25 protein-coding genes are annotated in these 23577 nt (G+C 62.0%); 14 read left to right on the top strand and 11 right to left on the bottom strand.

Annotation, left to right across the window (positions count from 1 at the left end; all coding sequences use genetic code 11):
• Positions 1 to 5: 5 nt before the first annotated feature.
• A complete protein-coding gene (locus IVB41_RS05940; protein WP_007615200.1) occupies positions 6 to 602 on the bottom strand; it encodes a superoxide dismutase in 597 nt (198 codons plus the stop codon).
• Between the two features lie 237 nt (positions 603 to 839).
• Here IVB41_RS05940 and IVB41_RS05935 point away from each other — a divergent pair, with 237 nt between their 5' ends.
• The 3 genes from IVB41_RS05935 (at position 840) to IVB41_RS05925 (ending at position 3377) form a co-directional block, all read left to right on the top strand.
• Positions 840 to 1367, top strand: coding sequence for a GNAT family N-acetyltransferase (locus IVB41_RS05935; RefSeq protein WP_027565557.1), 528 nt, complete (start codon positions 840 to 842; stop codon positions 1365 to 1367).
• Positions 1368 to 1449: 82 nt separating this feature from the next.
• Complete coding sequence (locus tag IVB41_RS05930) at positions 1450 to 2835, top strand: MATE family efflux transporter (RefSeq protein ID WP_247427852.1); 1386 nt, start codon at positions 1450 to 1452, stop codon at positions 2833 to 2835.
• A 107-nt stretch (positions 2836 to 2942) separates the two neighbouring features.
• A complete protein-coding gene (locus tag IVB41_RS05925) occupies positions 2943 to 3377 on the top strand; it encodes a DUF2147 domain-containing protein (RefSeq protein ID WP_027565559.1) in 435 nt (144 codons plus the stop codon).
• A 4-nt stretch (positions 3378 to 3381) separates the two neighbouring features.
• Here the strand turns inward: IVB41_RS05925 and IVB41_RS05920 are convergent, their stop codons facing one another.
• Positions 3382 to 4518: a DUF3095 domain-containing protein gene (locus IVB41_RS05920; protein WP_247427849.1), complete on the bottom strand. Its 1137-nt coding sequence runs from the start codon at positions 4516 to 4518 to the stop codon at positions 3382 to 3384.
• 177 nt (positions 4519 to 4695) lie between these two features.
• Here IVB41_RS05920 and IVB41_RS05915 point away from each other — a divergent pair, with 177 nt between their 5' ends.
• Positions 4696 to 5121: a hypothetical protein gene (locus IVB41_RS05915; RefSeq protein WP_247427845.1), complete on the top strand. Its 426-nt coding sequence runs from the start codon at positions 4696 to 4698 to the stop codon at positions 5119 to 5121.
• A gap of 4 nt (positions 5122 to 5125) precedes the next feature.
• Here the strand turns inward: IVB41_RS05915 and IVB41_RS05910 are convergent, their stop codons facing one another.
• From IVB41_RS05910 to IVB41_RS05890, 5 genes are all read right to left on the bottom strand, one after another.
• The gene (locus IVB41_RS05910; protein WP_247290104.1) at positions 5126 to 5341 is read right to left on the bottom strand and encodes a hypothetical protein; all 216 of its coding nucleotides are present in this window, start codon (positions 5339 to 5341) and stop codon (positions 5126 to 5128) included.
• 125 nt (positions 5342 to 5466) lie between these two features.
• Positions 5467 to 6189 carry an SDR family NAD(P)-dependent oxidoreductase gene (locus IVB41_RS05905; protein WP_247427842.1) on the bottom strand — a complete coding sequence of 241 codons (723 nt, stop codon included), beginning with the start codon at positions 6187 to 6189 and terminating at the stop codon, positions 5467 to 5469.
• Positions 6182 to 7564, bottom strand: coding sequence for a class I adenylate-forming enzyme family protein (locus IVB41_RS05900; RefSeq protein ID WP_247427839.1), 1383 nt, complete (start codon positions 7562 to 7564; stop codon positions 6182 to 6184). Before IVB41_RS05900 ends, IVB41_RS05905 begins: the two co-directional genes overlap by 8 nt.
• Positions 7551 to 7796 carry an acyl carrier protein gene (locus IVB41_RS05895; RefSeq protein WP_007597226.1) on the bottom strand — a complete coding sequence of 82 codons (246 nt, stop codon included), beginning with the start codon at positions 7794 to 7796 and terminating at the stop codon, positions 7551 to 7553. The genes IVB41_RS05900 and IVB41_RS05895 overlap by 14 nt, the downstream gene beginning before the upstream one ends.
• A gap of 140 nt (positions 7797 to 7936) precedes the next feature.
• Positions 7937 to 9751, bottom strand: a complete 1815-nt coding sequence (locus IVB41_RS05890) for a long-chain-acyl-CoA synthetase (RefSeq protein ID WP_247427820.1) — start codon at positions 9749 to 9751, stop codon at positions 7937 to 7939.
• Positions 9752 to 10012: 261 nt separating this feature from the next.
• On the opposite strand from IVB41_RS05890, the gene IVB41_RS05885 reads away from it, so the two are divergent.
• Entirely contained in the window at positions 10013 to 10720 is a 708-nt protein-coding gene (locus IVB41_RS05885; RefSeq protein ID WP_247427817.1) for an SGNH/GDSL hydrolase family protein, read from the top strand.
• A gap of 44 nt (positions 10721 to 10764) precedes the next feature.
• Here IVB41_RS05885 and IVB41_RS05880 read toward each other — a convergent pair whose 3' ends face one another.
• From IVB41_RS05880 to IVB41_RS05865, 4 genes are all read right to left on the bottom strand, one after another.
• Positions 10765 to 11034, bottom strand: coding sequence for a DUF3551 domain-containing protein (locus IVB41_RS05880; protein WP_247427814.1), 270 nt, complete (start codon positions 11032 to 11034; stop codon positions 10765 to 10767).
• Positions 11035 to 11067: 33 nt separating this feature from the next.
• Positions 11068 to 11349: a DUF3551 domain-containing protein gene (locus IVB41_RS05875; protein ID WP_247427812.1), complete on the bottom strand. Its 282-nt coding sequence runs from the start codon at positions 11347 to 11349 to the stop codon at positions 11068 to 11070.
• Positions 11350 to 11477: 128 nt separating this feature from the next.
• Positions 11478 to 13355: a molecular chaperone HtpG gene (gene htpG / locus IVB41_RS05870; RefSeq protein ID WP_247427809.1), complete on the bottom strand. Its 1878-nt coding sequence runs from the start codon at positions 13353 to 13355 to the stop codon at positions 11478 to 11480.
• A 122-nt stretch (positions 13356 to 13477) separates the two neighbouring features.
• The gene (locus tag IVB41_RS05865; protein WP_247427785.1) at positions 13478 to 13891 is read right to left on the bottom strand and encodes a hypothetical protein; all 414 of its coding nucleotides are present in this window, start codon (positions 13889 to 13891) and stop codon (positions 13478 to 13480) included.
• A gap of 412 nt (positions 13892 to 14303) precedes the next feature.
• Here IVB41_RS05865 and IVB41_RS05860 point away from each other — a divergent pair, with 412 nt between their 5' ends.
• From IVB41_RS05860 to IVB41_RS05820, 9 genes are all read left to right on the top strand, one after another.
• Complete coding sequence (locus IVB41_RS05860; protein WP_247427782.1) at positions 14304 to 15518, top strand: site-specific integrase; 1215 nt, start codon at positions 14304 to 14306, stop codon at positions 15516 to 15518.
• A gap of 201 nt (positions 15519 to 15719) precedes the next feature.
• A complete protein-coding gene (locus IVB41_RS05855; protein WP_247427760.1) occupies positions 15720 to 15935 on the top strand; it encodes a helix-turn-helix domain-containing protein in 216 nt (71 codons plus the stop codon).
• 623 nt (positions 15936 to 16558) lie between these two features.
• Positions 16559 to 17506 carry a hypothetical protein gene (locus tag IVB41_RS05850; protein ID WP_247427757.1) on the top strand — a complete coding sequence of 316 codons (948 nt, stop codon included), beginning with the start codon at positions 16559 to 16561 and terminating at the stop codon, positions 17504 to 17506.
• Positions 17507 to 17688: 182 nt separating this feature from the next.
• Positions 17689 to 18039 carry a hypothetical protein gene (locus IVB41_RS05845; RefSeq protein WP_247427754.1) on the top strand — a complete coding sequence of 117 codons (351 nt, stop codon included), beginning with the start codon at positions 17689 to 17691 and terminating at the stop codon, positions 18037 to 18039.
• Between the two features lie 47 nt (positions 18040 to 18086).
• Positions 18087 to 18917, top strand: coding sequence for a hypothetical protein (locus tag IVB41_RS05840; protein WP_247427752.1), 831 nt, complete (start codon positions 18087 to 18089; stop codon positions 18915 to 18917).
• Positions 18918 to 18922: 5 nt separating this feature from the next.
• Positions 18923 to 19138, top strand: coding sequence for a hypothetical protein (locus IVB41_RS05835; RefSeq protein WP_247427749.1), 216 nt, complete (start codon positions 18923 to 18925; stop codon positions 19136 to 19138).
• Between the two features lie 10 nt (positions 19139 to 19148).
• Complete coding sequence (locus IVB41_RS05830; protein WP_247427746.1) at positions 19149 to 20168, top strand: DNA-primase RepB domain-containing protein; 1020 nt, start codon at positions 19149 to 19151, stop codon at positions 20166 to 20168.
• Complete coding sequence (locus IVB41_RS05825) at positions 20161 to 21627, top strand: phage/plasmid primase, P4 family (RefSeq protein WP_247427743.1); 1467 nt, start codon at positions 20161 to 20163, stop codon at positions 21625 to 21627. Before IVB41_RS05830 ends, IVB41_RS05825 begins: the two co-directional genes overlap by 8 nt.
• A gap of 1168 nt (positions 21628 to 22795) precedes the next feature.
• On the top strand, positions 22796 to 23383 hold the full coding sequence (locus IVB41_RS05820) for a terminase small subunit (RefSeq protein WP_247427740.1): 588 nt from the start codon (positions 22796 to 22798) through the stop codon (positions 23381 to 23383).
• Positions 23384 to 23577 lie beyond the last annotated feature (194 nt).

The raw sequence follows: 23577 nt of genomic DNA, 5'->3' as shown, positions 1-23577 counted from the left end.
CGAACTCAGGCCTTGTCGAACAGGGACTCGACGTATTCCCAGTTCACGAGGTTCTCGACAAACGCCTTCAGATAATCGGGACGGCGGTTGCGATAGTCGATGTAGTAGGAGTGCTCCCAGACGTCGCAGCCGAGGATCGGGGTGGCGCCGTGCACCAGCGGATTCTCGCCGTTCGGGGTCTTGGCAATCTCGAGCTTGCCGTTCTTGACCTGGAGCCAGCACCAGCCGGAGCCGAACTGGCCGACGCCGGCCGCCTGGAAGTCCGTCTTGAACTTCTCGAAGCCGCCGAGGTCCTCGTTGATCTTCTTCTCGATCTTGCCCGGCAGCTTGGTGCCGCCGCCATTGGGCTTCATCCAGCTCCAGAAATGGATGTGGTTGTAGTGCTGGCCGGCATTGTTGAAGACCGCGGGATTCTTGCCGAACGAGCCCTTGACGATCTCCTCAAGGGACTTGCCTTCCCATTCGGTGCCCTTGAGCGCGTTGTTGCCGTTGGTGACATAGGCCTGATGATGCTTGTCGTGGTGGAATTCGAGCGTTTCCTTCGACATGAATTGTCCGAGGGCGTCATAGGCGTAGGGGAGTGGGGGCAGCGTAAAGGTCATGGGTGTTGTCCGCGACTGATGGGGGAACGAGACTTAACGGTCACCCCTTATAGAAGGTTCCGTGGCCGTTAAATACCGCGAATTTTTCCAAAAGCGTGGTGCAGCGGCTTGGCCGGATTGCATAAAATCGTCGCAAGGATGTCGGCGTTTCAACCAGGCCGTAAAATATCATTGCCTTTGAGGTGCTTATGGCAGAACGAAACGCACCGGCGGCGCGGAGATGCGAAAGAGAGAGCGATGAGCATCGAGATCGACATTTTGAACGGCGACGCCTCGTGGCGGATGGCGGAGCCGCTGCATCGGGCGGTCTTCGGGCCTGATATCGTCGGGAAGCAGCCCTGGGCTCACGTCAAATGGGCCAATGCCGACCTGCGCGTGCTCATCGAGACGCCCGAGGATGGTCTCGTCTGCCACGTCGGCATCTACTTCCGCACCGTCACCTGGAATGGGCAGAAGGTTCACATCGGCGGCATCGGCGGCGTCTGCACGCGGGAGGACCGGCGCGGCCGCGGCTATGCGACCATGGCGATCGACGCCGCGCTGCACACCATGCGCGCCAACGAGGCGGTCCGCTTCGCGCTGCTGTTCTGCGAGCCGCACAATGTCGCCTTCTACGAGGCCCGCAGCTGGCTCCCCTTCAAGGGCGAGGTCTATTGCGAGCAGCCGGAGGGGCGGATCCGCTTCACTCACATGGCGCCCTATGTTTGCAACATCGTCAGCGCGCCGACGCTGGGCACCATCGACCTCTGCGGCCTGCCCTGGTGAGCCCTGCGTGAGGCGCGGCTGGTGCCGGGGCTGCGCGCCATATAATATGTCGATCATCATCTAATATTCCGCGCGGTGACACATGACGATCGACGCCTCCCTGGACGCCGTGCCGCCGCCTGCCCCGGCCGCCTCCCCCATCGCCAGTCTTTTGACGGCACCGATCCTGCCGACGCTGCTGCGGCTTGCGATCCCCAACATGATCGCGATGGTCGGCAGCACGTTGGTTGCGATCGCTGAGACCTCCTATATCGGCCGGCTCGGCACCATCCCGCTTGCAGCGATCGCGCTGGTGTTTCCGTTCGCCATGCTGACGCAGATGATGAGCGCGGGCGCGATGGGCGGCGGCGTCTCGTCTGCGATCAGCCGCGCGCTCGGCGCAGGCGATCGGACCCGTGCGGCGACGCTGGCGCTGCATGCCGCCATCATCGGCCTCTGCGGCGGGCTTTTCTTCACGGTGACGATGCTCGTCTTCGGCCGCTCGTTCTTCACGCTACTGGGCGGGCGCGAGCGCGTGCTCGAGGAAGCCAGCGGCTATTCGCAAATGCTGTTCTCCGGCGCGGTCGCGATCTGGCTCGTCAACACGCTGGCCTCGGTGATCCGCGGCACTGGCGACATGCGTCTGCCCTCGATGGCGCTGATCGGGACGAGCGTGCTCCAGATCGCGCTCGGCGGCACGCTGGGGCTCGGCCTGTTCGGTGTGCCGCAATTCGGCATGCCCGGTGTCGCCGCCGGTCAGTTGATCGCATTCACCTGTGCTGCGATCTTTCTCCTCTGGTATCTCTGGTCCGGCCGCAGCCGGCTGCCGCTGGATTTCCGTGCCTTCCATTTCGATCGCGCGTTGTTCTTCGACATCCTCAAGGTCGGCGCGGTGGCCTGCCTGTCGCCGCTCCAGACGGTACTCACCATTTTGATCTTCACCAAGATCCTGGCGACCTTCGGCACCGAGATGCTGGCCGGTTATGGCATCGGCTCGCGACTGGAATTCTTGCTGATCCCGATCACCTTCGCCTTCGGCATCGCCTCGGTGCCGATGGTCGGCATGGCGATGGGCGCCGGACAGGTGAAGCGCGCGCGGCGCGTGGCCTGGACCGCGGCCGCGGCCTCGGGAATCACGGTCGGCCTGATCGGTGTCGTCATCGCGCTCGATCCGTCACTGTGGGTTTCGCTCTTCACCAGGGATCCCGGCGTTGCCGCCGCCGCGCACAGCTATTTCCATTGGGCGGGTCCGACCTTCGTGTTCTTCGGCATGGGCGTGTCGCTGTATTTCTCCTCGCAGGGCGCGGCGCGGGTCGGCGGTCCCGTGCTCGCCTCCACCGCGCGGCTGCTGATCGTCGCGATCGGCGGCGGCGCCCTCATGATGGCGCAGGCTCCGGCCTGGACCCTGTTCGCGCTGGTCGGCGGCGCAATGGCGGTGTTCGGGCTATCGACCGCGGCCTCGGTCGCCTTGGTACGCTGGGGCAAATGAGCACAGGTCAATGCACGCAGGCAAATAAACGCGCGAATGTGATTCCATCCAGCGTTGCACTATCCTGCTAGGCTGCTATGGAGGCGCTCCACTTTGGGGCTCTCTCCATGACTTCCAGATTCGCTGCTCTCATCGTCCTTCTGGCTGCGCTCCTTGGCGCGACTGCCGCCCATGCGCAGAGCGCCGACGGGACCTGGCTGACCCAGGCCGGCGACGCCCGCGTCAAGATCAGCAAATGCGGCGGCGGCATCTGCGGCAATGTCGTCTGGCTGCGTGAACCCCACGACACCGCGACCGGCCAGCCCGCCACCGACAGCAAGAATCCCAATCCCGCCCTCGCCAGGCGCCCGATGATCGGCTTGCCATTGTTCAGCGGCATGCAGCCGTCAGGGCCGAGCAAATGGTCGGGTCAGATCTACAATGCCGACGACGGCAGCACCTATGCGAGCAGCGTTACGGTGACATCAGCGGATTCGCTGCGGGTTGAGGGGTGCGTTGGCGCGCTCTGCGGCGGAGAAACGTGGACCCGGGCGGGGCGCTAGCGCTTCACGCCATCATCGCCTTCAGCGCCGTCGCCGCCGAAGCGTAGCCGCCCCGCGCACCGTCGATAAAATGGACGTGGTCACTGCGCAGCGCGGACGGGGTGAAGCAGGTCATCATCGCTGCATCCTGCTGGTGGAGGCCGTAACGCACGATGCCGTCGCGCGCGGCAGTCGCGAGGCGATCACTGAGGGCGCGCTCGAGCTCCGGCGTACAGTCGAGGATCATGCGCAGGCCGTCGTCATATTTGCGGAAGTCGGAGTTCTCCACGAGCTGCCGCTTATAAAGCTTCGGCACGAAGCCGCCGACCTTGAGATTGAAGCGCATGATCAGATAGACGAAAAGCGTATAGGCCAGCACGCTGGCGCGGCGTGCGAGCAACGGACCTCCGCGCTTGGTGCGCGCCTCATAGTCCAGCCCCTGCGGCGGCCATGTCAGCGGCGGACCTTGCGGCGGCACGGGCCGACCGGCATCCGGACTGCGCTCGACGAGATGGATGATGTCCTCGATCACCTTGCGGAATGCCGAGGGATCGGCGCCCTGGGTCGGCATCACCAACACGGACAGGATCAGGCCGCGCGCCGCCGGAATGACCTCGAAGCGGCAGGACAGGCCGGAGAGATCGGGCTGCGTGCCCGCGGGCGCTTCGGTGATCGCAAACTCGCCGCGCTTCATCGCGGCGTCGGCCCAGGCGAGCCCGCCGCCCGAGAACATCGCATAGGACAAATTGGCCGAGGGACCGAAGCGCGCGACGCGCACGTCGAGGCCCTGCGCGCGGATGGCGCTCACCGGCACCAGCGCAACGCGCATCCCCAAATCGAGATCTTCCCGCACCCAGGTCGCGGTCGCAGCCAAAGCCTCGCGGGCCGGCTCGAGATCGCGGGGAGCGACCGCAAAACTCGCGCCGTCGCCGCCGAACACGAAGGGAAATTCGCGTCCCTCCAATGCGTTCGTCACCGCCGCGATCACGGCGGCACCGGCCATGTTCACCGCCTTGTAACGCTGCGCCGCGATGGCCTTGGTCGAATCCACGATGTCGGCAACGCCGACGCTCCAGTCGTCGGGCAGCGGCGAATACAAAGCGGGGTCCATCAGGCTGGTGAAGCCGCGAAAGACCGGAATGCCGCTATAAAAGGATGTCATCGGATGATGCCGGATGGTTGGGACGCGCGTCCAAAAGACATACGTAGCAGGATCGATCCGGGTTCGCCGGGGGGCGCGCCCTTGCAACCATTGGCCGAAATGGACCCGGACAACAAGATGAGGGCGCGCTGCAATGCCACAGAAGGTCGTTGATCGGCATCAAACAGCGGGCCGCAAATGGCGTCTAGTCTCGATGATCTGACATGGTTGCACGGGAACATCGACGTGTCCGACTTCAACGAGAAGGACTCCATCGCTCCGGTACGCCGGCGCACCGGGCGTGATCCCATCAGCGCGGTGAAGATGCTGGAAAGCCTGACCGCGGCCGTCGATAATTGGGCCGAAGCCCATCACCTGTCGCGCTCGGATGCTATCCGCACGCTGGTCGAACTGGGCCTGAAGGTCGCGCCCCCGGCACTCCCGCCAGGGCACCCGCTCGCCTCGGATGCCACCAGGATCGAAGAACTCGCAGTGCATGAACTCGAGGGGTTGCTCGATCCTGCCCTCTCTGAGGACGAACGCGAGCGCCGGATCCGCCGTCTGACCGATGGCCCGCCGGAGTTCTCGCACGAACGGATTGACCTGCCGAAGCACCGGACCTGAATGCCTAGTGCAGCTTCTCGTCCTGACGCTTGCGCAGCACAGAGGCGGGAACGTCGTGGCAGCCGACAAGGCGCACGAATTTCTGCGGATACATTTCGTAACCGTGATCACCGGAATTCTGATGAGACATCGGCTCGCAGTGAACGGGCTGGCCGTGAACGTCGCTTTGCTGTGCGGAAGATAGCTTTGCCGACGCCTTGCCCGGGTTCGAAGCGGTCATGGACTGCTCCCTATCGATTAGGGCAGATCGATTGACGTAACCCAATCGATTGCGCGGCATCTTACGACCAAATGCGGATGATGTCATTGCGCCGGATCAATGCAATTGTGGCGATGGAGTTCCGCCTACGCCGTGTTGCCCGCGTCGACCGTGAACACGCTACCCGTCACATTGCGACCGCCCTCGCCCAGCAGATATTCCACCATGCGCGCGACGTCGTCGGTCTCCGGCAGGCGCCGCAGCGCGCTGCGGCCGGCGATGCGCTTGCGGCTATCGTCGGAGAGATTGTGCGTCAGCTCGGTGTCGATGAAACCGGGCGCGATCGCGTTCACGGTGATGCCGAGCTTGCCGACCTCGCGCGCGAGCGAACGGGTGAAGCCGGTGGCGGCGGCCTTGGTCGCACCGTAAACCGAGAGGCCGTTATAGCCGGTGGTCGCGATGATTGAGGAGATGTTGATGATACGGCCGGCACCGTCGGCCATCATCTGGCGCGCGACATATTTGGTGAGAATGATCGGAGACAGCACGTTGAGCTGCACCAGCGCCTCGATCTCGGAATTGTGCATGGTCGCGAGCAGGCCTTCGGTGCCGAGGCCGGCATTGTTGACGAGGCCGTAGATCGGGCCGAATTCGTCGCGCACAAGCTTTGCATAGGCCGGGATTGCGTCGACTACGGCGAGGTCGCAGGCACGGAAATGCAGGCGGCCCTCCGACCCGGCAATCGCGGCCTTGAGCTCGTCGCTCTCGCGCCGCGCCGCCGCGATCACGTTGTAGCCGGCATCGACAAGCCGCTTGCCGATAGCAAGGCCGATACCGCGGCTACCGCCGGTGACGAGAACATTATGCATCGGTGCGCGCCAGTTTGCCGGCCGGGGTGACGTCGAGCGCCTCGACGAAGCGGATCACCGCCGGCACCTTGTGGGACGCGAGCTGCGCGCGGCACTGATCCAGGATCTGGTCGCGAATGTCTTTCGCGCGCGACGGATCTGTGCCGTCGGCGAGGATCACGTCGGCGACGACGATGCCGCCGGTGATCGGGCTCTTACGTGACTTCGCCCGCGACATCCGCACGTCGGGATGACGGTTGATCACCGCCTCGATCTCTTCGGGGTGAACCTTCAGCCCACCGATATTGATGATGCCGCCGCGGCGGCCGACGAAATAGTAGCGGTCGCCACGCAATTCGACGATATCGCCGCTGTCGACAAATCCGTCTACATCGGTGAGCGCAGCCGCGTCGCGGCCGATGTAGGCGTGCGCCGTGCGCGTCGAGCGGATGCGTAGCGAGCCGTCGATGACCTTCATTTCGACGCCGTTGCGACTGCCGAGATAGTCCGCCGGAAAGCCTTCCAGCCCGTCATTGACGGCAAAGCCGACGCCCGCCTCGGTCGATGCATAGGCATGGCCGACGGAGGAATTCGGGAACGCCGCTTTCAGGCCGTCCAGCACCGCCTGGTCGGCGATCTCGCCGGAGAGGCGGACATAGCGCGGCGCGAACTGCGCGGCCGAGCCGCTCATCAACAGCTTGCGCCAGTGCGAGGGCGTGCCGGAGATGTGGGAGACGCCGCGCGCGTTCAACCGCGTGACGTGATCGCCGAGCGCCTCATGGGGATCGGACAGCACCATCGAGCCGCCGGAGAGGACGGCGCGGAGGAATATCTGCAGGCCGCCATAGCGGCGGATGTCGTAGAACGTCGCCCATACCGGCGCGGGTCCGCGCGCCGGGCCTTCGGCGACGATGGCGCCGGTGAGTGCTTCCAGCGTATGGCCGACGATTTTCGGCACGCCCGACGTGCCCGAAGTGAGCATCAGCCATTCCGTGGCGCGTTCGGTCCTGGCCGGCGTGGTAGCCTGAGGCGGCAGTTGTGCGGTGACGACGAGCGGCACGCCGGTCTCGGCCGAGCGATCGGGCTCATCGGTGACGACGGCATCGATCCCGGCATCCGCCATCAGCGCATCGAGATGCGCGGGATTAAGATCGGGCGGGCACAGCAGCATGCGGCGCGCAATACCGTCGAGCTCGATCATGGCAAGGCCCGATCGGAGCTGGTCGGACAATTTCAGCAGCACCGCGCGGCCGGACAGCTCGCCCAGGCGGCCACCCAAGACCGTCTGCGACCGGATATCCGTCAGCGACACGACATCGTGCGCGTCCGACAGCGTGCGGCCGGTCAGCTCCGCGCCGAGATGGTCGCGAAGCGCAAAGATCTCACGCGGGGACATTTTCGTAGGCCCGCACGAAATCGCCCACGGTGGCGGGAAACGCTGCGTCCTCAGAAATGGTGAAGGGATCGACGCCGGTCTCGTCCTCGAGGCGCGCCACAAGGATGGCGAAGGCGAGCGAGTCGAAGCCCGTCTCGTGCAGCGACAGATCGTCCGAGAGCGCGGGAAGTGCGACGTGCTGCTCCTTGGCGATCTGCTGGATCGCTTCAATGACCTTAGACCGTACCGACATGGCTGGCTCGCTTCTGTTGTCGTTCGTGTTGCGGCGGCTCTTGATGACCGCCTCCCTTGGCCGTTTGTTTACCCGACAGAAGTAAATGGCTTCTTGGACAATTCGGATAAAATTGGACCTATCTCCGAATTTTCGGGCGGCTAAATCCGGATCGCCCCCTTGTTGATTTGTGTATAGAGCTCCGAATCGAGCGCAACATAGGCGCAGGTCTTCGGGTCCAGCATGAACAGCGGATCGGAGACCGCGCCCGGATCAAATCCCTCGCGCGCGAGCTCGCCCTTTTTCTGCTTGAACGTCTCGGTCGCATCGAGCTCGCGCGAGATGCGTATGAAGACGGGGTGAGCATAGGCCGGCAGGCGCTGAGCGAGATGGGCGGGCAACGCCTCGACGTCAAAGCCCTCGTTCACCACGACCGCGCTCATGCCGGCGCGGCCATCGGTGCCGGGGATGTTGACGCCGTAGGTGGTGGCATCGATCACGCCGGTGAAATCGCGTACGGCGTCGTTGACCTCCGAGGTCGCGACGTTCTCGCCCTTCCAGCGAAAGGTGTCGCCGATGCGATCGACGAAGTGGAAGAAGCCCTTCTCGTCGAGGCGCATCAGATCGCCGGTGCGGAACCAGGAGTCGCCCTTGGTAAAGACATCGCGCAGGATCTTCTTCTCGGTCTCGCTCGCCTCGGTGTAGCCCTCGAAGCGGCCGCCGCCCTCATCCGCCGTGCCGATGCGGCCTATGGCTTCGCCGGGCTCGCCGCGCGCGCAGGCGATGCAAAATCCCTCTGCATCGCGCAGCGGCGCACCATTATCGGGGTCGAGCTTGACGAGACCGGCAGGGAAACGATGCGCGAGCAGCGGCGGGACGCGGCCGATCGCGCCGGGCTGGCCCTCGACGTTGAACAGCGAGAAATTGGCTTCCGTCGCCGCGTAGAATTCGAGGATACGCGGAATGGCGAAACGCGCCTGAAAATCGTCCCAGATGTCACCGCGCAGGCCGTTGCCGCAGACGAGCCGCAGGCGATGCCGGTTCTCGTATTCCGACGGCGGCGCCTTGAGCAGATAGCGGCAGAGCTCGCCGATATACTGAAACAACGTGCAGTCGTGGCGCACGATGTCGGGCCAGAAATTCGACGCTGAGAATTTTTGCGCGATCACCACCGAGCCGCCGGCGGCGAGCATGCTGCATGGCGCAACGATGCCGCCGACCGAGTGGAACAGCGGCAGGCAATCGTAGAGCCGATCCTGCGGCGTCGCGCCGGTGAGGCCGGCGAACCAAAAGCCCCAGTTGAGGATGCGGCGATGGCTGATGCTGGCGGCTTTCGGCAGGCCGGTCGTCCCGGACGTGTAGATCAGCAGGGCGCGGTCGTGGATGGTGACGTCGCCACGCTCGTCCGGCGAAAGCGGCCCGTCATCGAGCGCGGCAAGCGCGACATCGATCGCACGTTCGCTGCGGGCATCGCCATGAGTCCAGACCTTTGCTTCCGTCCTCAGGTGCGGCGACGCCCCGTCCAGCGCCTCCGCAAGCTCGTGCGCGACAATGACGTGAGCGGGCCTTGCGACTCCGATGCAATGCGCGAGCGACTGGCCAACGAGCTTGGTGTTGATCAGCGCGACCACGCCGCCGACCCGGCTGATGCCGAGCCAGGCCGCGACATAGTCGATGCCGTTCGGCATGATCAGCGCGACAGTGTCGCCCTTGGCCACACCGGCCGAGCGTGCCCACCGCGCATAGCGACTGATGCGTTTCGAAAGCCCCTCATAGTCGAGGCTCGCGTCATCGGTGGCCAGCGCAATGCGATCGGGCTGGCGCTGCGCCCAATCATCGACGACGTCGGCGAACAGCCTGCCCGGCAACGTCTCGATCCGTGCGGTGAGCTCGATCGCCTTCAGCCAGATTTTCGAAGCCGAAGGTGCGCGCGCGGCTTTCGGTTGCTCGATGATGCCGGTTGTCATGCCGTTCATTCTTTCGGAACGTGTCTGCTGGTGCCCGGCAGCTTAGCTCGCACGCCCTGCCCAGGTGTTAAGAGACAGGGTAAAACCGGGTTAGTGCGCGATTAACTCTAGTCATCCTTTACCAAACCGGATGCGATCGACGTGCGCGCGGCCTGGCAATTTTTGCGACAGCGGAGCCGGGGCGCGCTGCGCGGGAGGCTATGCGGCTCCGGGCAAACGGGTTAGGCTTTTTGACCCTGCATTGTCCGGATTGCGAAAGGGAGACGACCTTTGGCTCTCGACTCGTCTGAGTTTCCTGTCCAGGTCGCGCCGTTCGAGCAGCCGCTGACCCATTTTGCCAGTCGTCTGAAGGACAGGCAGGTCAAGGTGGTCGCGATCGGCTCGTCGAGCACGGCGGGCGAAGGAGGCATCGCTCCCTATCCGCAGCGGCTGCTGGCCGACCTTCGGATACGATTTCCAAATGCCATGATAGAAGTGGTCAACCGGGGCGTTGGCGGCGAAGAGGCCCCTTTGGAGCTGAAGCGGTTCGACCATGACGTCTTCGATCTCAACCCCGATCTCGTCATCTGGCAGGTCGGAACCAATTCAGTGTGGCAATCCACCGATCCGCCCTCGTTCAAGGACACCACGCACGCCATCCGTGAGGGCATTGACCGGCTGCTCGGCGCCAAGCGGATCGACGTGATCCTGATGGACCTGCAATATGTGCCGGCGCTGCTGACACCGGCCAAGGCCGACAAGGCGAACGCGATGGTCGCGGCGATCAGCGAGATCGCGCATGCGAAGGGGATCAACGTCTTTCGTCGCTTCGCACTGATGAAGAGCTGGCACGATGTTGCAGGAATTTCGTTCGACCGCATGGTCGACCCGGACGACGATAGCAGGCTGCACGCAAGCGACTGGACCACGGACAAGATGACCTGGCAGTTGACCGACGCGATCGTCACCGCGGCCAACAAGGCGCCTCACGGCAGCTAGTCCTGCATGCTCCGTCGGATTGATGGCCGAACGGGCGGTGAGCGCTAGCCGCCCCGCTGATGGCGCGAGCGCTGCGGCGGTGCGTTGAACGGATAATACGGATTGAGATCGCAGCTGGCGGAGCGGCCTGAAGCGGTAGCTTGGCACTGCGGCACTGAGGTGAAGGAGCAATCGTACCACTCCCCGCCACCGCCGTTCGCACCGGAATAGACGTGCATGCAGACGGGATAGCGCGGATCGAAGGTCTGCGCATGCGACGGCGCGGCCGTGAGCAGTGCACCGACGGTCATGATCAGGCCGAATAAGCGACGCATGAAAATTGCCCCCGAAAGTCGCATTGCGGATCGCTAGTGCACGTTCTTGTGGCGCCGGCGCGGCTGCGGCGGCGGTGGGTCGAAAGCATAATACGGGTTGACGTCGCAGCTTGCCGAGCGGCCCGAGGCCGTGGCGCGGCACTGCGGCAGCGAGGTAAAGGAGCAGTCGAAATAGTCGCCGCCGCCACCGCCGAAGCCGCCGGGCGTGTAGACGTGCATGCACACCGGGTAACGCGGATCGTAGGTCTGGGCGCTGGCATCTGCCGCCACGAACTGCATGACAATTGCGGTGAGGGTCAGGATCGGCAAACGCATGGAGAAATCCTCGAATCGTTCATGTCGGCGACCGGGATGCCGACCGCCTCATATGGCACAACACCACGACAGAGGCGACCGTTCCTGCGTGCAGATGACGGCAAGGTGAGTGCGGTGCACTGCGCCCGCTACCCGCCGAGCCCCTGCAACACCAGCCGGTTCAGCCTTGCCGCAAACGCGGCAGGGTCTTCCGGCAGCTCGCCGTCCAGGATCTGCGCCTGTTCGAGCAGGAGCAGGCTGAGATCGTCGACCGCCTTCGAGCCGGCCTGAGCCTTCGTGATCGCGGTGACCAGCGGATGGCGCAGGTTGATCTCGAGGATCGGCTTGGTGCGCAGGCCGCGGTTCTGCTGGGCCAGGATGCGCTCGAGCTCGCGGCTCGGGCCCTGGCTGTCGGCGACGAGGCAGGAGGCGGAACTGGTGAGACGCGTCGAGGCCTTGACATCGCTAACGCGCTCGCCGAGCGCGGCCTTGATCACCGCGATGGTGGCGGCCTCGTCGGCGGCGGGCTCGTCCTTCTTCGCCTCGTCCGCGTCGTCGACGCGCGGGATCAGGTCGAGGTTGAGATCGCCCTGGCTCAGCGACTTCAGCGGCTTGCCGTCGAACTCCGATGGCATCGAGGTCCAGAAGGCGTCGACGGGATCGGACAGCAGAAGCACTTCGATGCCGCGCGCAGTCGCCGCCTCGAGCCGGGGGTTCGATTTCAGCCGCTCGATGCTGTCGCCGACCAGATAATAGATCTCGGTCTGGTTCGGCTTGAAAGCGGCGATGACGTCCTTCAGCGAACGCTTCTCGCCCGAGGTCGTGGTGAAACGCGACAGCGCGAGCAGCTTTTCGCGGCGTTCGAAATCTTCGTAGATGCCTTCCTTCAGCACCGCACCGAAGGCCTCCCAGATCTTCGCAAAGTTCTCCGGATCCTTCTCCGCAAGGCTTTCGAGCTCGGACAATACGCGGGTCGCCACGGCCTTACGGATCTGTGCGAGCTGCGGATTGTTCTGAAGCATCTCGCGCGAGATGTTGAGCGGGAGATCCTCGCTGTCGACGACGCCGCGGATGAAGCGGAGGTAGCCCGGCAGAAGATCGGCATCGTCGGTGATGAAGACGCGGCGGACATAGAGCTTGACGCGCCCCTTGCGGTTCGGCTCGAACAGGTCGAACGGCTTGGTCGAGGGCGCGAACAGCAGCACGGCGTAGGAGTAACGCCCCTCCGCGCGATAATGCAGCGTCATCGCGGGATCGTCGAAGGCGGAGGCGATCTGCTGATAGGCCTTCTTGTAGTCTTCCGGCGTGAGCTCGGATTTCGAGCGCTGCCACAGCGCGCTTGCAGAATTGATCTGACGCGGTTCGCCCTCTTCAGGCACGAGCTCGATGGGGAAGAGGATGTTGTCGGAATAAGCGCCGACGATACGTTCGATCTCGTAAGCTTCGAGATATTTCTTCGCATCGTCCTTGAGGTGCAGGACGATCTCGGTGCCGCGCTGCACGCGGGCCGCATCCTCCTCGCTGGCACGCGCGATCTCGAAGCCCGACCCGCCTGTGGAGGTCCAGGTCCAGACGTCGCTCTCGCCGGCGCGGCGGCTGACCACGACGATCTTGTCGGCGACCATGAAGGCGGAATAGAAGCCGACCCCGAACTGGCCAATCAGGCCGAGACCATCCTTGGCCTCCTTGAGCTTCGACACGAAGGCCTTGGTGCCCGAGCGGGCGATTGTGCCGAGGTGGTCGATCAGCTCCTGCCGCTCCATGCCGATGCCATTGTCAGCGATCGCAAGCGTTCCGGCCGTCTTGTTCGGAATGATCCGGATCTTGGGCGCGTCGCCCTCGCCCAGCAGTGCCGGACTCGCGATCGCCTCATAGCGCAGCTTGTCGCAGGCGTCCGATGCGTTGGAGACGAGCTCGCGCAGGAAGATATCGGTCTCGGAATAGACGGAGTGCACCATCAGGTGCAGAAGCTCGGAAACCTCGGCCTGGAAGGGCTGCGTATGCACAGCCGTGTCTGACGTCGTCATGCGTTTACCCGGTCAATCGAAAGGGAAAGAAACCCGGGATATAACGCGAGGGGGCAGGGGATCAAGTGACGTCAGCAACCGCCCCCCGGGGCGGAGGCCGACGTGTCCGTGGCAAATGCCGATCAGGTCACACAGCGACCGGGCTGGAGCAGCTTTGCGACCTCGGTCAGGGAGCTGACCATCGGCTCGCAGGCGATGGTCGGCTTTTTGCGGCTCTGCTTCTGGTCCGGGAGCAACACCGGCGGCCCGTCGTTACCGGTCTCGATCACCGCGGGGACCCGCAGCAGCACCGACGTGTCGGCGAGATCGTTCAGCCGCATCGACACGGTACGGGTTGGAACCTCCGCCTGCTTGATATCGGCCAACCGGTCGGCTTTGCTGGAGCGATTCACGTTGTGGCCCGGCTTGTCAGCGACCGCCTGCCAGCGGTCGGCCAGATCATGGCCGGAGGCCAGCTGCACGGCGCCCACCTGAACGGCGCCGAGCGTCGCGGCGAGCGCGACGGCGCCTAAAAATACCTTTTGGATCTGTGACATGGCTGTCGGTCCCTCGCCCCATGGCGATCGCGGGAACAACGCGAGGAGAGGACCGGGAGTTCTCAGTGGTTAAGATCACTTAACCGTGTGCGAAAAAGGCGCGCCCTCGCGAAAAATTCCCACGAAATTTCGCAACCGCCTGGAACGACTTTCGCGGACGGGAGTCGTCTCAACAGCCGGCTATTCCCCCCTGCCCCATAAGCCGGCGACGTAGGGCGCGACTGTGGTGATGCCAGTCGCGCCCTATTCTTTTCTCGCAGTTTTTTCAGACCCTTAGGCGCCAATTCGCTGCGATAACAGGTCTTTCCGCCAAATTTACCCTCCGAGCAAGTCCGGCTTCGTCCGGCTATATCTGGCGGTCGCCTTGGGGCATATATGGGGGCGCGACTGTTGAAACCGGAGATCGGCCGCCGTGGCCCTGCACACCCTCAGCCTCACCGACGTGATGGAACGCGACAAGCCGCCCGGCCGATACAGCGACGGGGGCGGGCTGTTCCTGCACGTCCGTAGCGCCACCGCTCGCTCTTGGGTCGTCATCTTGCACGACAAAGGTAAACGCCACGAAATCAGCATCGGCCCGGCTGTCGGTCCGGGCAAGGCCGGCATGTCACTAGTCGAGGCGCGCAACGCGGCCGAACGGAAACGGCGGCTCCGCACCGCCGGGCAGTTGGGGGCACCGCCGGTCGTCGTCGCGATCGAAGGCCGCACCTTCGAGCAGGCCATGACCGAGTGGTTCAAGAACGTCTATCAGAAGGAAGTCATTGCCAAGACCGCCAGCGATGCGAAGAGCAGCATCGAACGTCACGCTGCCAAGCTTTTGAAGATGGACGTCCGGGCAATCACTAAGACCAACGTCGTCGCCGTGCTGGAACCGATTTGGCACGACATCAACCGCACAGCCAACGACCTGCGCTTCAGGATCGAAACCATCTTCAACTACGCTCGCGCAAAAGACTACATCGCCGCGGACGCGCCGAACCCTGCGGACTGGAACGTTCTTCAGCATCTGTTGCCGGACGTAACGCCCGCCGTCAAACATCACGACTCGGTGCCCTATGCCGAGTTGCCCGGCGTTATGCGCACCCTTCGGACCAAGAATCGCGTAGCGGCACGCGCGCTCGACCTCGCAACCCTCTGCGCTGTCCGGCCGACCGAATGCAGGGCAGCCCGCGTATGCGAGATCGACTTCGCGAAGAAAACGTGGACCATCCCGGTTGCCCGCCTCAAGGTGAAGGAAATTATCGACAAGAACGGCAAGACGCTGAAGGCGCCCGACCATGTCGTTCCGCTATCGCGCCAAGCAATCACGCTCCTAAAGAAGATCATCCCGACTGACGCTGAGCCCGACGATTTGATATTCGAGGGCGAGAAAGCCGGCCAGATGATTGGTCACAACGCAATGACTCACACGCTACAGCGTATTGCGGACGGCACGGCTCACGGGATGCGGTCATCGTTCAGCACTTGGCGCGCTGAGCAAACCAAATACGAATGGCGCTTATCGGAAGCGGCATTGGCGCACGTCTTCAAAACCGAGTCCGAAGCGGCCTATGACAGAAGCCCCTATGTGGAGCAGCGTCGGCCGCTAATGCAGGATTGGGCGGACTATCTCGACAGCGCTTCCTAAGTGTTCCTTTTGACTCTCCGGATTAATCCGCTATCGTCCTGCCGCTGATCGACGTCCAACGCGAAGCGCGGCTAACGGACCGCTTCGCCGAGTCGATAAGACCATAGCGAGACCGTGCGGACGGGCCACCCTCTCATTGGTGGCACAGAACCCGAACCGCGAACCATGTGACGCCCCGCGGGGCGCGATGGACGGTTTCCAATGCGCAAGCCTCTCAAACGAAAGTTCGTGCCCGCCGAGATTCCGGTTGGACGTCGTTGCTATACGCCCGAACAGTGCGCGGAGATGCTGGGCGTTGCCATGTCAACGCTGTGGCTGATCCTAAAGTCCGGAAAGCTCAAGAGCTTCAAGGCAGGCGGCAGCCGCCGCGTCACCCTCGAAGCCTTCCACGCCTATCAAGACAGAGGCGTGTCATGAGGCCGCCCCGAACACTAGAAGACGCTCGCGCCGCCTTCGTTGAAGAACTCCTGCGGCGCGAGGCGGAGCAATCCGCGCTGCGCCGCCAGATGGAAGCGGACCGTCGCCGCGCGAGCTCCAAGGGTGCAGGTCATGACGACCGATAATGGCTTGCGCCGATGGGTCGCATTCAATGACGCAGCCGGGCTCGCCTTGGCGACCGATGCATTGCCCTTGCTCTTCGAACAAAAGCCATCGCGCTCACGGCGGATGGCGCAAGCCTACGCGTGCGGGACGATGTTGCGGGAAGAGCTTGGCGCCGATGAAGCTGCCACGCTATCCGCCGTTGCGCACTTTTTCTTTCCGGACGACACAAGCGATTCATATGGAGGCGCCATGAAAGCCCTCGACGGTCGAATGTCCAAGGCCGAACGCCAACACGGTGATGCGCTTCTATCTTGGCTTCGGTCGCCGACGCGCTCCGCTGCTCACTGCGCTGATTTGCGTCGCGAGTTTGTGCGAGAGATTCGACTGTCCGAAAAACGGGACACAGAATCCGAAAAGCGGGACACAGACTCTGCGGGACTAGCTCCGCCCCAATGACGTAGTTCTCAATAATCGAATTTGAAAACCGGAGAACCCCAATGCCCACCGAGAACCCGACTTTTTTTCCGAGCACGCCCGGCGCCAGACCGCGGACGCCGTACGACAACCTGCCTATTCCAGCGCGCAAGCTCTTCAAGCATGAAGAAGCTCTAAGTCAACAGGCGCACGCAAGATACGAAGCGAAGCAGAATCGAGCGGCCGAGATTCGCCGCAGTATCGCGGACGCAAAGCTCGAAGCCATCCACAATGATCGAGAGCCGAAGCCGTCTGAAGAGCTTGCGAAGGACTGCGCTAGACAAATCGCAGAGAGCGAAGCGGAGCTTGCGGCGCTCGAAACGTCCTACTCGAACGAAACACGACTTCAGCCAGGCGGCTTCGATCAGGTTGTGCGGGACTTTGCGAATGCAAATGTGCTGAGGTCGCTCAAATCGTACAACTACAAATGCGAGCTTGGTCCTGATCTCGTCGCGGAACATGACGCCTGCCGAACCACTCGCGCGGAGAGGCTCGAAGAAGCCAAAGCTATTGAGCGTGCCCACGTGCCTGCGCAGCAAATTGAAACGGCCATCGATCGTTTTCTTCCCGATGCATCAACCAGCGTTGCGCATGCGACCCGGCAGCTTCGTACGCCTAATAAGACTTCGTCCGGCCGCCTTTCCGCGCGGTCCCTTGAGCTTCCGATGCTGACTATCCCGAATGGTGCGGGAGGTCTCTCCCGGTTGAACGACACCGCTACATTGCTCTTCGCCGTGTTCGGTGCGGAGGCTCGCGATCGATTGAAGGCCATGGCCCTCAGCGGCCACGACGCCGCGAACGCGATTCCGATCGCCGATCGACCTGCGATGTTGAAGAAGATCGAGACCGAGATTCTGGAAATCGAGCGCAGGGCCGAGTTCATTTATCGCACAGGCCGTGCGCGCGGCATCAACACCGGCCCGCGGCTCAACTGCCATCCCTTTGCAATTCTGGATATCGACTTCGCGTAATCGAATCCCCGACGCACGGTGATGTGGTTGAATTTCCTTTCGTTGTGTCGTCGTGCGTCGGGATAGCTGCGCTCCCTATCCGCAGCGAAGGCAGAGAGTCCGCCGACCGTCAAAGATGGTGTGAATGCAGCGGCGGCGGACTTGGTGCTCTCTATCAACCATCTGGAAAACGGAAATACATCATGACCGACTGCCGTGAAGGAATGCACCCACTCAAAATCGCCTATCTCGCGGCACTTGCCGCACGTGGGCGAGAAACCGCGGACAAGGCCCTTCAGCCGTACACGGGCAGCGCACGGGGGCCTCATGCATGGCGCAAGTGCAAAGAGGCTGACGTTCAGAAAGCCGTAGGTGCGCTTGAAGAAGTTACATTCAAGGGTGACGGCGGCACCGCAAAGGTCGAGTCGCAGTTGCAGCGGATGGCGAACGCGGCATACGGGCGCGGTGAACGGCCCAAAGCGCCGCGCGAGCTGGACTCCATTGCGATCTTCGAGCGCTGGAATCGCCCGCCGTCCGCAAATCGTACCGAGTAAGCAAGGGCAGCGCTCCCCACGCTCCCCAACAAGTTGATAGGTGCATCATGTCCGAAGAATCGAAATGGCCGCCGCTGATCGGCAAGCAACGTATCCGCTATCTCTGTTATACATTCGGCTCGGTAGACGGCACACTTCGCGGCATAGCGAACCCGTTCAATCGCCGCCGCTGTGAAGCGCGCATTGAGTTCGAACGCGATTATTGCCGCATTTGGCAGAACGACGCGACACGCGGCTGCAACAGCTTCGAAGATTTGGAAGAGCAGAAGCAAATTGCCCACTTGAGCTTCGCAAATTTGCAATTGGGCAACGCCGAGCTTTTGAAGCGGCCCATTCTTTTGCTCGGTGACGGGCATGAGTTCTGCGAGCCGTTTAACGACTCGATGCCGCTCGATGCCTACACCGAGTGGGGATACGCGAGCGACGCGGCGTTCAAGGGTATCCCCAAGTTTGCGCTGAACGACGCGCGCAAGGAATACTTGGCCGTGAGATGGCACTCGCCCGACGGGACCGCGGCGACTGTACCGGACGATTACCGAGCCGCCTTTGATGAGCAGATGGAATATCACACACAGTCGCTTGAGGAAAATCGTGAGAACATCGCGAAGCACTACGGTTCTTCGGATGGTAGTTGGCGTGGAATCCCGCAGGCGCGCCGTGCTGCCGCAAACCGCTACGCTCGGCTGTGGCTCGCACGATTCAAATCACGCTGCGAATTCGAACTCGCGCTTTTGCGAATTACGATCGACGAAATGGAGGCCGAAGAAGCCGCTGAAGCTGTAGAGCGGAAGGCCGAAGAGATCATTGAAGGTATCGAACGCCAAGTCGAGGACGCGGCACAAGACATCCTGCAAGGCATCTTGGCTGAACAGGAGTAACGACGATGACCCCGCAATTCATCGGCGCCCGTCTTGACCGAATGGACGTTCTTTATAAGCAGGCGACGCCAACGCGGCGCACGACGTGGCGCGTGTTGACACCGGGGATGTACCTAGCGGAGCGAGTGACGGCATGGCCGTTCGACGTCTCGGCAAAAGAACGGCTCAGCCTCGCGGCCATTTTCAACACAATGCTTGCGCGGCGCGGCGAACTGCTCTGAGGAATGCGATATGGACCGCTCACGGCCACAAGTCGCGCTGAACTTCAACGCGGCCCGACTCCACATCGAGACGCTCTTCGGTAGCCCCGACGCGACGGTCAACATCCGGACCACGCCGGAGTCGGAAGTCTGCGTCGCGCGCGTTTTCGGTCACTCGAAGTCGCAGTCCGACAAGCAACAGCACCGGTTTAAGTTCAAGGGGAGGTTCGACCAACTGTCGTCGGCTCTCCGCTCTCGCAACACGTATGGATGGGCGATCTTCATCACGCCCAACGATACGGACGGCAATGGCGTTAAGAAGGCGAACATCCGGCGTGCGCGCAACGTGGTCTTAGACCTGGATGGCGAGCCGCTGCCGCCGCGTGGCTTCCGGATTCCGCCTCACATCATCGTTGAGACGTCGCGCGGCAAATATCAATGTACGTGGGGCATTGAGCCAACCACCGACGTTGCCGCCGCCGAAGATATCTCGCGCCGCCTTGCCCTGCGCTACTATGGCGACTTGAAGGTTTGGGATGCCTCGCACGTCTTCCGCCTCGCGGGCTTCGTACATCAGAAGCCGGGCCGCGAGCCATTCGTCTCGCGTATCCTGCACATCGGGTTTGAGCCTCCCGTCAAGCTGTCCCAATTCGGATTCCTGCCGCCACTGCCGGAACAGTCGCGCCGGTCATCCGATGGCGGAGTCGGCGTCCTCGACGAAAAGGCGGCGGCGCTTCTATTCAAACACTTTCCTGTTGAAGCGCTCAATAGCAATGGAGCATGGCTCACGTTTGCGATGGCTCTGCACGCGGCCTGCGACGGGAACGGCGAGGTTGCGCGGCTCTTCTTCGACTTCTGCGTATCTGACGCGGTCTACTGCAATGATTATGACGATGCCTGCAATCAGAACAGATGGGAGTCGTTCACGGCGGGCCGGGCAGACGGCCTGACCGCTGGCACGTTGCGCAAGCTTTGCCGTGACAACGGAGTCCCCGGCGACGTGATCTTCAGAATCTTCAATGATGCTTCGAGGGACTTCGAAAATGTCTAGCTGGCGGGAAATGTTCGGCGAGGAGCCGCACTCGGATTTTGATTTTAACAAACCCATGTGGCCGCGCGAAGTCGCTTATGACCCGTCGAAGCATGCAAGCAACAACGCCCACCGCTTCCTCCTAGCCCGCGAGGAGCACGCGCAGCTTATCTGTTCGGATGGGGACCTTTACACGCTAGGGCCTAATAACGTCTGGCGCCTCGTCACCGATCCGGAAGTGGTCGCCGAAATTCGCAAGACCGACACCGAGATTCGGCTAGACATCACCAAACTTGGATTGATGGTTCGCGAGGTCAAGATTGCTCGCAGCGTCAATGCTCGCCCCTTCGAATGGATCAACGCGCGCGAAGATGCCCCATCGCCAAACGACTTGATCTTGGCGAACAATGGGATCTTCAACATTGCGACCGGCGAACTGATGGACTTAACGCCCGACTACTTCGCGACCGGCGTTCCCGGTTGGGCGTTCGACTCTAGTGCCGACTGTCCGCTGTGGCTGGCGAAACTCGGCGAATGGCTGGACAAGTCCTATCACCCGACTTTGCAAGAGTGGTTCGGCTATACACTTACGCCCGATACCAGCTTCGAGAAGATCGCCGCCATGATCGGCGCAAGCCGCGGTGGTAAGGGCACGATTAAAGGAGTCCTTGAGCAGCTGACAGGCGCGCATCATCGCGCGTCGATCATGCTTAATGATCTCGCGGGCGACTTCGGGCTGCAAACGATGATCGATAAGCGGCTGATGGTCATTCCAGTCGCGTCCGACACCGAGTTGTCTAAGCGCAGCATGGCCCTTGAGCGCATCAAAAGCATCAGCGGCAACGACGCCGTATCGGTGAATCGCAAAAATAAGACGATGCTGAATCAGGTGCACATCCCCGCCAAGATCACGCTGCTTGCTAACAAGCATCCGAAGTTCATTGACGAGTCCGGCGCACTGGCGATTCGCGAACTGCTATTCGTATTCGACCGATCGTTCGCCGGGAAGGAAGACATGACGTTGAAGGCCCGGCTGAACGACGAACTGCCGGGTATCGCGAATTGGGCTATTGAAGGTCTGAAGCGCCTCCGGCGCAATCGACGGTTCACAATCGGCGAACGCGGCCTGATCGCCCAAGAGCAATTGACCGACTCTCAGTCTCCTGCGCTGCGGTTCACCAAAGAGTGCCTTGTAGTGACGGGAGACAAAGACGACGTCTTGCCGTTGTCGCTCGCATTCGACGCTTACAGGGAATGGACCGACCGAGAGTCGCTCAGCATGCGCGAACGACGCAATCGCAGCGATTTCAAGGAAGACATGATCGCGGCGCTCCGTGCGCGAGGCGTGAAGCACGCTACAAATCAAATCAGGTGGCACGACCCGCACCTGTCGAAACCCGGCAATGGCGAGCGCGTCAGAGCGCGTTTCGTGGGTTTGAAGTTGAAGCGGAAATTCCATCCCGAGCTTCTGTCACTGTAGCTGTCCCGCCGAGTGTCACGCCAAAAATGCAAGAAGTGACTGTGTCGCCGGCACTTCTACAATCTGTCACACTGTCACCCTACTTTTTTCAGGTCAGCGCTTACGGGCGCACCACACAACAGGGTGCGCCCTACTGTCCCTCTCTATACCTTTTTAATGAATAATCTAAAAAAGGTGACAGATGACAGTTTGAGCCTCGAAATATCGGGGGTTTTTGGTGTCACAGAGACAGTGACACTCGCGTGACAGCGGTGACATGAATGAGTGACACCCCACCCCCGCCATGGCATCGCACGGTCACAGCCTCAAGCCACATACCGGTGCGCGCTATCTGTGGTCTCGACGCCGGGCGCTAATAGGTGCGCAATGCATCGCGCATTAGCACAATGACCGCGTCACCCCACCCCATGGCTCTAGAGCGCAAATAGATCAAATGGTGTTGTGCCATTCCGCCCTTTTATTCCTCAAGTCAAATACTTGCTACGGATTATGTCGCGAGCCGATGTGCCGTTCGACACGAGGCGATCGGTGCATGCCACCTGCTCGACGACAACGCGACATGCTCCCCCGACATTGATTGAAGAGAAATAATTTGGCCCACCGAAGAAGAGCATGACGTTCCATGCACAAAGTTAAGAAATATTTCTTCGGGTCCCGGATTTTACGCAGGTGCTATGAGGGAAAGGCGGAGCCGCACTAGCTGGCCCTGCGACTCATATTTTTCAACTCGACACCAACAATGCTGTGTCGCTAACTGAGATTCAAAATATCCTTCTCGCGCGTGTAGCGTCGGCATCGCCGACGCGCGCCAAGTGTTACTTTGACTCTTGCGGGGTGCCGCTCCTATTTTGAAGACGAAACAGAGAGTGCAGCCGATGACCCGCGCAGAGCTTCAATCGATCTATAGCGACTTCGCCGAGCGTTGCGGTCACGACATAGCTCGCCGAGTCGTCCGCTGGCGCGCTATGACCGGAAGCACGAGTCTCAACAGCGCCCATCCGAGCAACTATGCAGCGCTTGCGCGCGCCTTCGCTGACGTCGCCGCCGGTCGTGATCGCCTGGCTGCATACAAACCCCCGCCGACGATCGCATACAGCGGCGCACAGTTCCGACGAACTGTGGATTCGCTCGCGACGCTATCACCCTCAAGCTTTGAGAGGAGTCTCCCATGGTAAAGTCCAATTACCCGGAGTTCGAATCCATGGAAACGCTACCCTATGAACCGGTGCACCATCCCGAACGAGTCGGCCCCGGCGCAACGATGACGAAGCAAGAATTCTGCCGGACCTTTGGCATCACACGATATGACCTTGATCGCGCAATCGAGAACGGCGGCCCGGTGCTCCGTCGTGGTAATCAATTCGACCCGTGGGAGATTCCCGCTGGCGATATGCTGCGATGGATGATTGAGGACAAGGCGAAGACTGCCGCCGACCCTGACCTATCGCCGCTGCGCCAGAATCAAATCAAGCTTATCATTTCGCAGACCGAGAAATTGGAGCTTAAGAACGCAAAGATGCGCCGCAAGCTAGTGACCATCGGCGAAGCCGTGACTGTATATCGCGAAGAAGCGGACATCATCCGAAAGCATCTGCGCATGGTACCGGACGCTGTCGTGAAGGCGATCAGCGCCCTGAAGCCTGAAGAGCGCGCGCGAGCATCCATCGTTCAAGTGGTCATCGCGGATTGTATCAACGACGCGCTTCGCGCGATCAGCACCGAAGGAGTCGATCGTGCCGAAGAACAAGCCGCATAGGGTTGTTGTGGGCCGCCCCAATCGCTTGGACAAAGGCTCAATCATGTTTAGCGTTCGCTTTCGGGCCGAACAGGTGCGAGCAATTCGACGCCTTGCCGGACCTGCGCCGGGCACACAGCCGGAAGTTATCCGTCGATTGCTCGACACAGGTCTGACGGCGACGCGTCAATGTTGACGCGACTCTGCGCACAATG

The sequence above is a fragment of the Bradyrhizobium sp. 44 genome, assembly GCF_023073095.1.
Lineage (GTDB): Bacteria > Pseudomonadota > Alphaproteobacteria > Rhizobiales > Xanthobacteraceae > Bradyrhizobium.
Note: the sequence above shows the minus strand (reverse complement) of the source record. Positions and strands in the feature narration are given on the sequence as shown.

Bases quoted from the DNA above. Each gene is read 5' to 3' on its own strand.
- IVB41_RS05875 (WP_247427812.1), bottom strand. From the start codon at position 11,349: ATGCGTTTGCCGATCCTGACCCTCACCGCAATTGTCATGCAGTTCGTG.
- IVB41_RS05925 (WP_027565559.1), top strand. From the start codon at position 2,943: ATGACTTCCAGATTCGCTGCTCTCATCGTCCTTCTGGCTGCGCTCCTT.
- IVB41_RS05855 (WP_247427760.1), top strand. From the start codon at position 15,720: ATGCGCAAGCCTCTCAAACGAAAGTTCGTGCCCGCCGAGATTCCGGTT.
- IVB41_RS05915 (WP_247427845.1), top strand. From the start codon at position 4,696: ATGGCGTCTAGTCTCGATGATCTGACATGGTTGCACGGGAACATCGAC.
- IVB41_RS05935 (WP_027565557.1), top strand. From the start codon at position 840: ATGAGCATCGAGATCGACATTTTGAACGGCGACGCCTCGTGGCGGATG.
- IVB41_RS05905 (WP_247427842.1), bottom strand. From the start codon at position 6,189: ATGCATAATGTTCTCGTCACCGGCGGTAGCCGCGGTATCGGCCTTGCT.
- IVB41_RS05865 (WP_247427785.1), bottom strand. From the start codon at position 13,891: ATGTCACAGATCCAAAAGGTATTTTTAGGCGCCGTCGCGCTCGCCGCG.
- IVB41_RS05940 (WP_007615200.1), bottom strand. From the start codon at position 602: ATGACCTTTACGCTGCCCCCACTCCCCTACGCCTATGACGCCCTCGGA.
- IVB41_RS05930 (WP_247427852.1), top strand. From the start codon at position 1,450: ATGACGATCGACGCCTCCCTGGACGCCGTGCCGCCGCCTGCCCCGGCC.
- IVB41_RS05830 (WP_247427746.1), top strand. From the start codon at position 19,149: ATGGACCGCTCACGGCCACAAGTCGCGCTGAACTTCAACGCGGCCCGA.
- IVB41_RS05845 (WP_247427754.1), top strand. From the start codon at position 17,689: ATGACCGACTGCCGTGAAGGAATGCACCCACTCAAAATCGCCTATCTC.
- IVB41_RS05895 (WP_007597226.1), bottom strand. From the start codon at position 7,796: ATGTCGGTACGGTCTAAGGTCATTGAAGCGATCCAGCAGATCGCCAAG.
- IVB41_RS05880 (WP_247427814.1), bottom strand. From the start codon at position 11,034: ATGCGTCGCTTATTCGGCCTGATCATGACCGTCGGTGCACTGCTCACG.
- IVB41_RS05835 (WP_247427749.1), top strand. From the start codon at position 18,923: ATGACCCCGCAATTCATCGGCGCCCGTCTTGACCGAATGGACGTTCTT.
- IVB41_RS05920 (WP_247427849.1), bottom strand. From the start codon at position 4,518: ATGACATCCTTTTATAGCGGCATTCCGGTCTTTCGCGGCTTCACCAGC.
- IVB41_RS05910 (WP_247290104.1), bottom strand. From the start codon at position 5,341: ATGACCGCTTCGAACCCGGGCAAGGCGTCGGCAAAGCTATCTTCCGCA.
- IVB41_RS05850 (WP_247427757.1), top strand. From the start codon at position 16,559: ATGCCCACCGAGAACCCGACTTTTTTTCCGAGCACGCCCGGCGCCAGA.
- htpG (WP_247427809.1), bottom strand. From the start codon at position 13,355: ATGACGACGTCAGACACGGCTGTGCATACGCAGCCCTTCCAGGCCGAG.
- IVB41_RS05900 (WP_247427839.1), bottom strand. From the start codon at position 7,564: ATGTCCCCGCGTGAGATCTTTGCGCTTCGCGACCATCTCGGCGCGGAG.
- IVB41_RS05840 (WP_247427752.1), top strand. From the start codon at position 18,087: ATGTCCGAAGAATCGAAATGGCCGCCGCTGATCGGCAAGCAACGTATC.
- IVB41_RS05825 (WP_247427743.1), top strand. From the start codon at position 20,161: ATGTCTAGCTGGCGGGAAATGTTCGGCGAGGAGCCGCACTCGGATTTT.
- IVB41_RS05890 (WP_247427820.1), bottom strand. From the start codon at position 9,751: ATGAACGGCATGACAACCGGCATCATCGAGCAACCGAAAGCCGCGCGC.
- IVB41_RS05820 (WP_247427740.1), top strand. From the start codon at position 22,796: ATGGTAAAGTCCAATTACCCGGAGTTCGAATCCATGGAAACGCTACCC.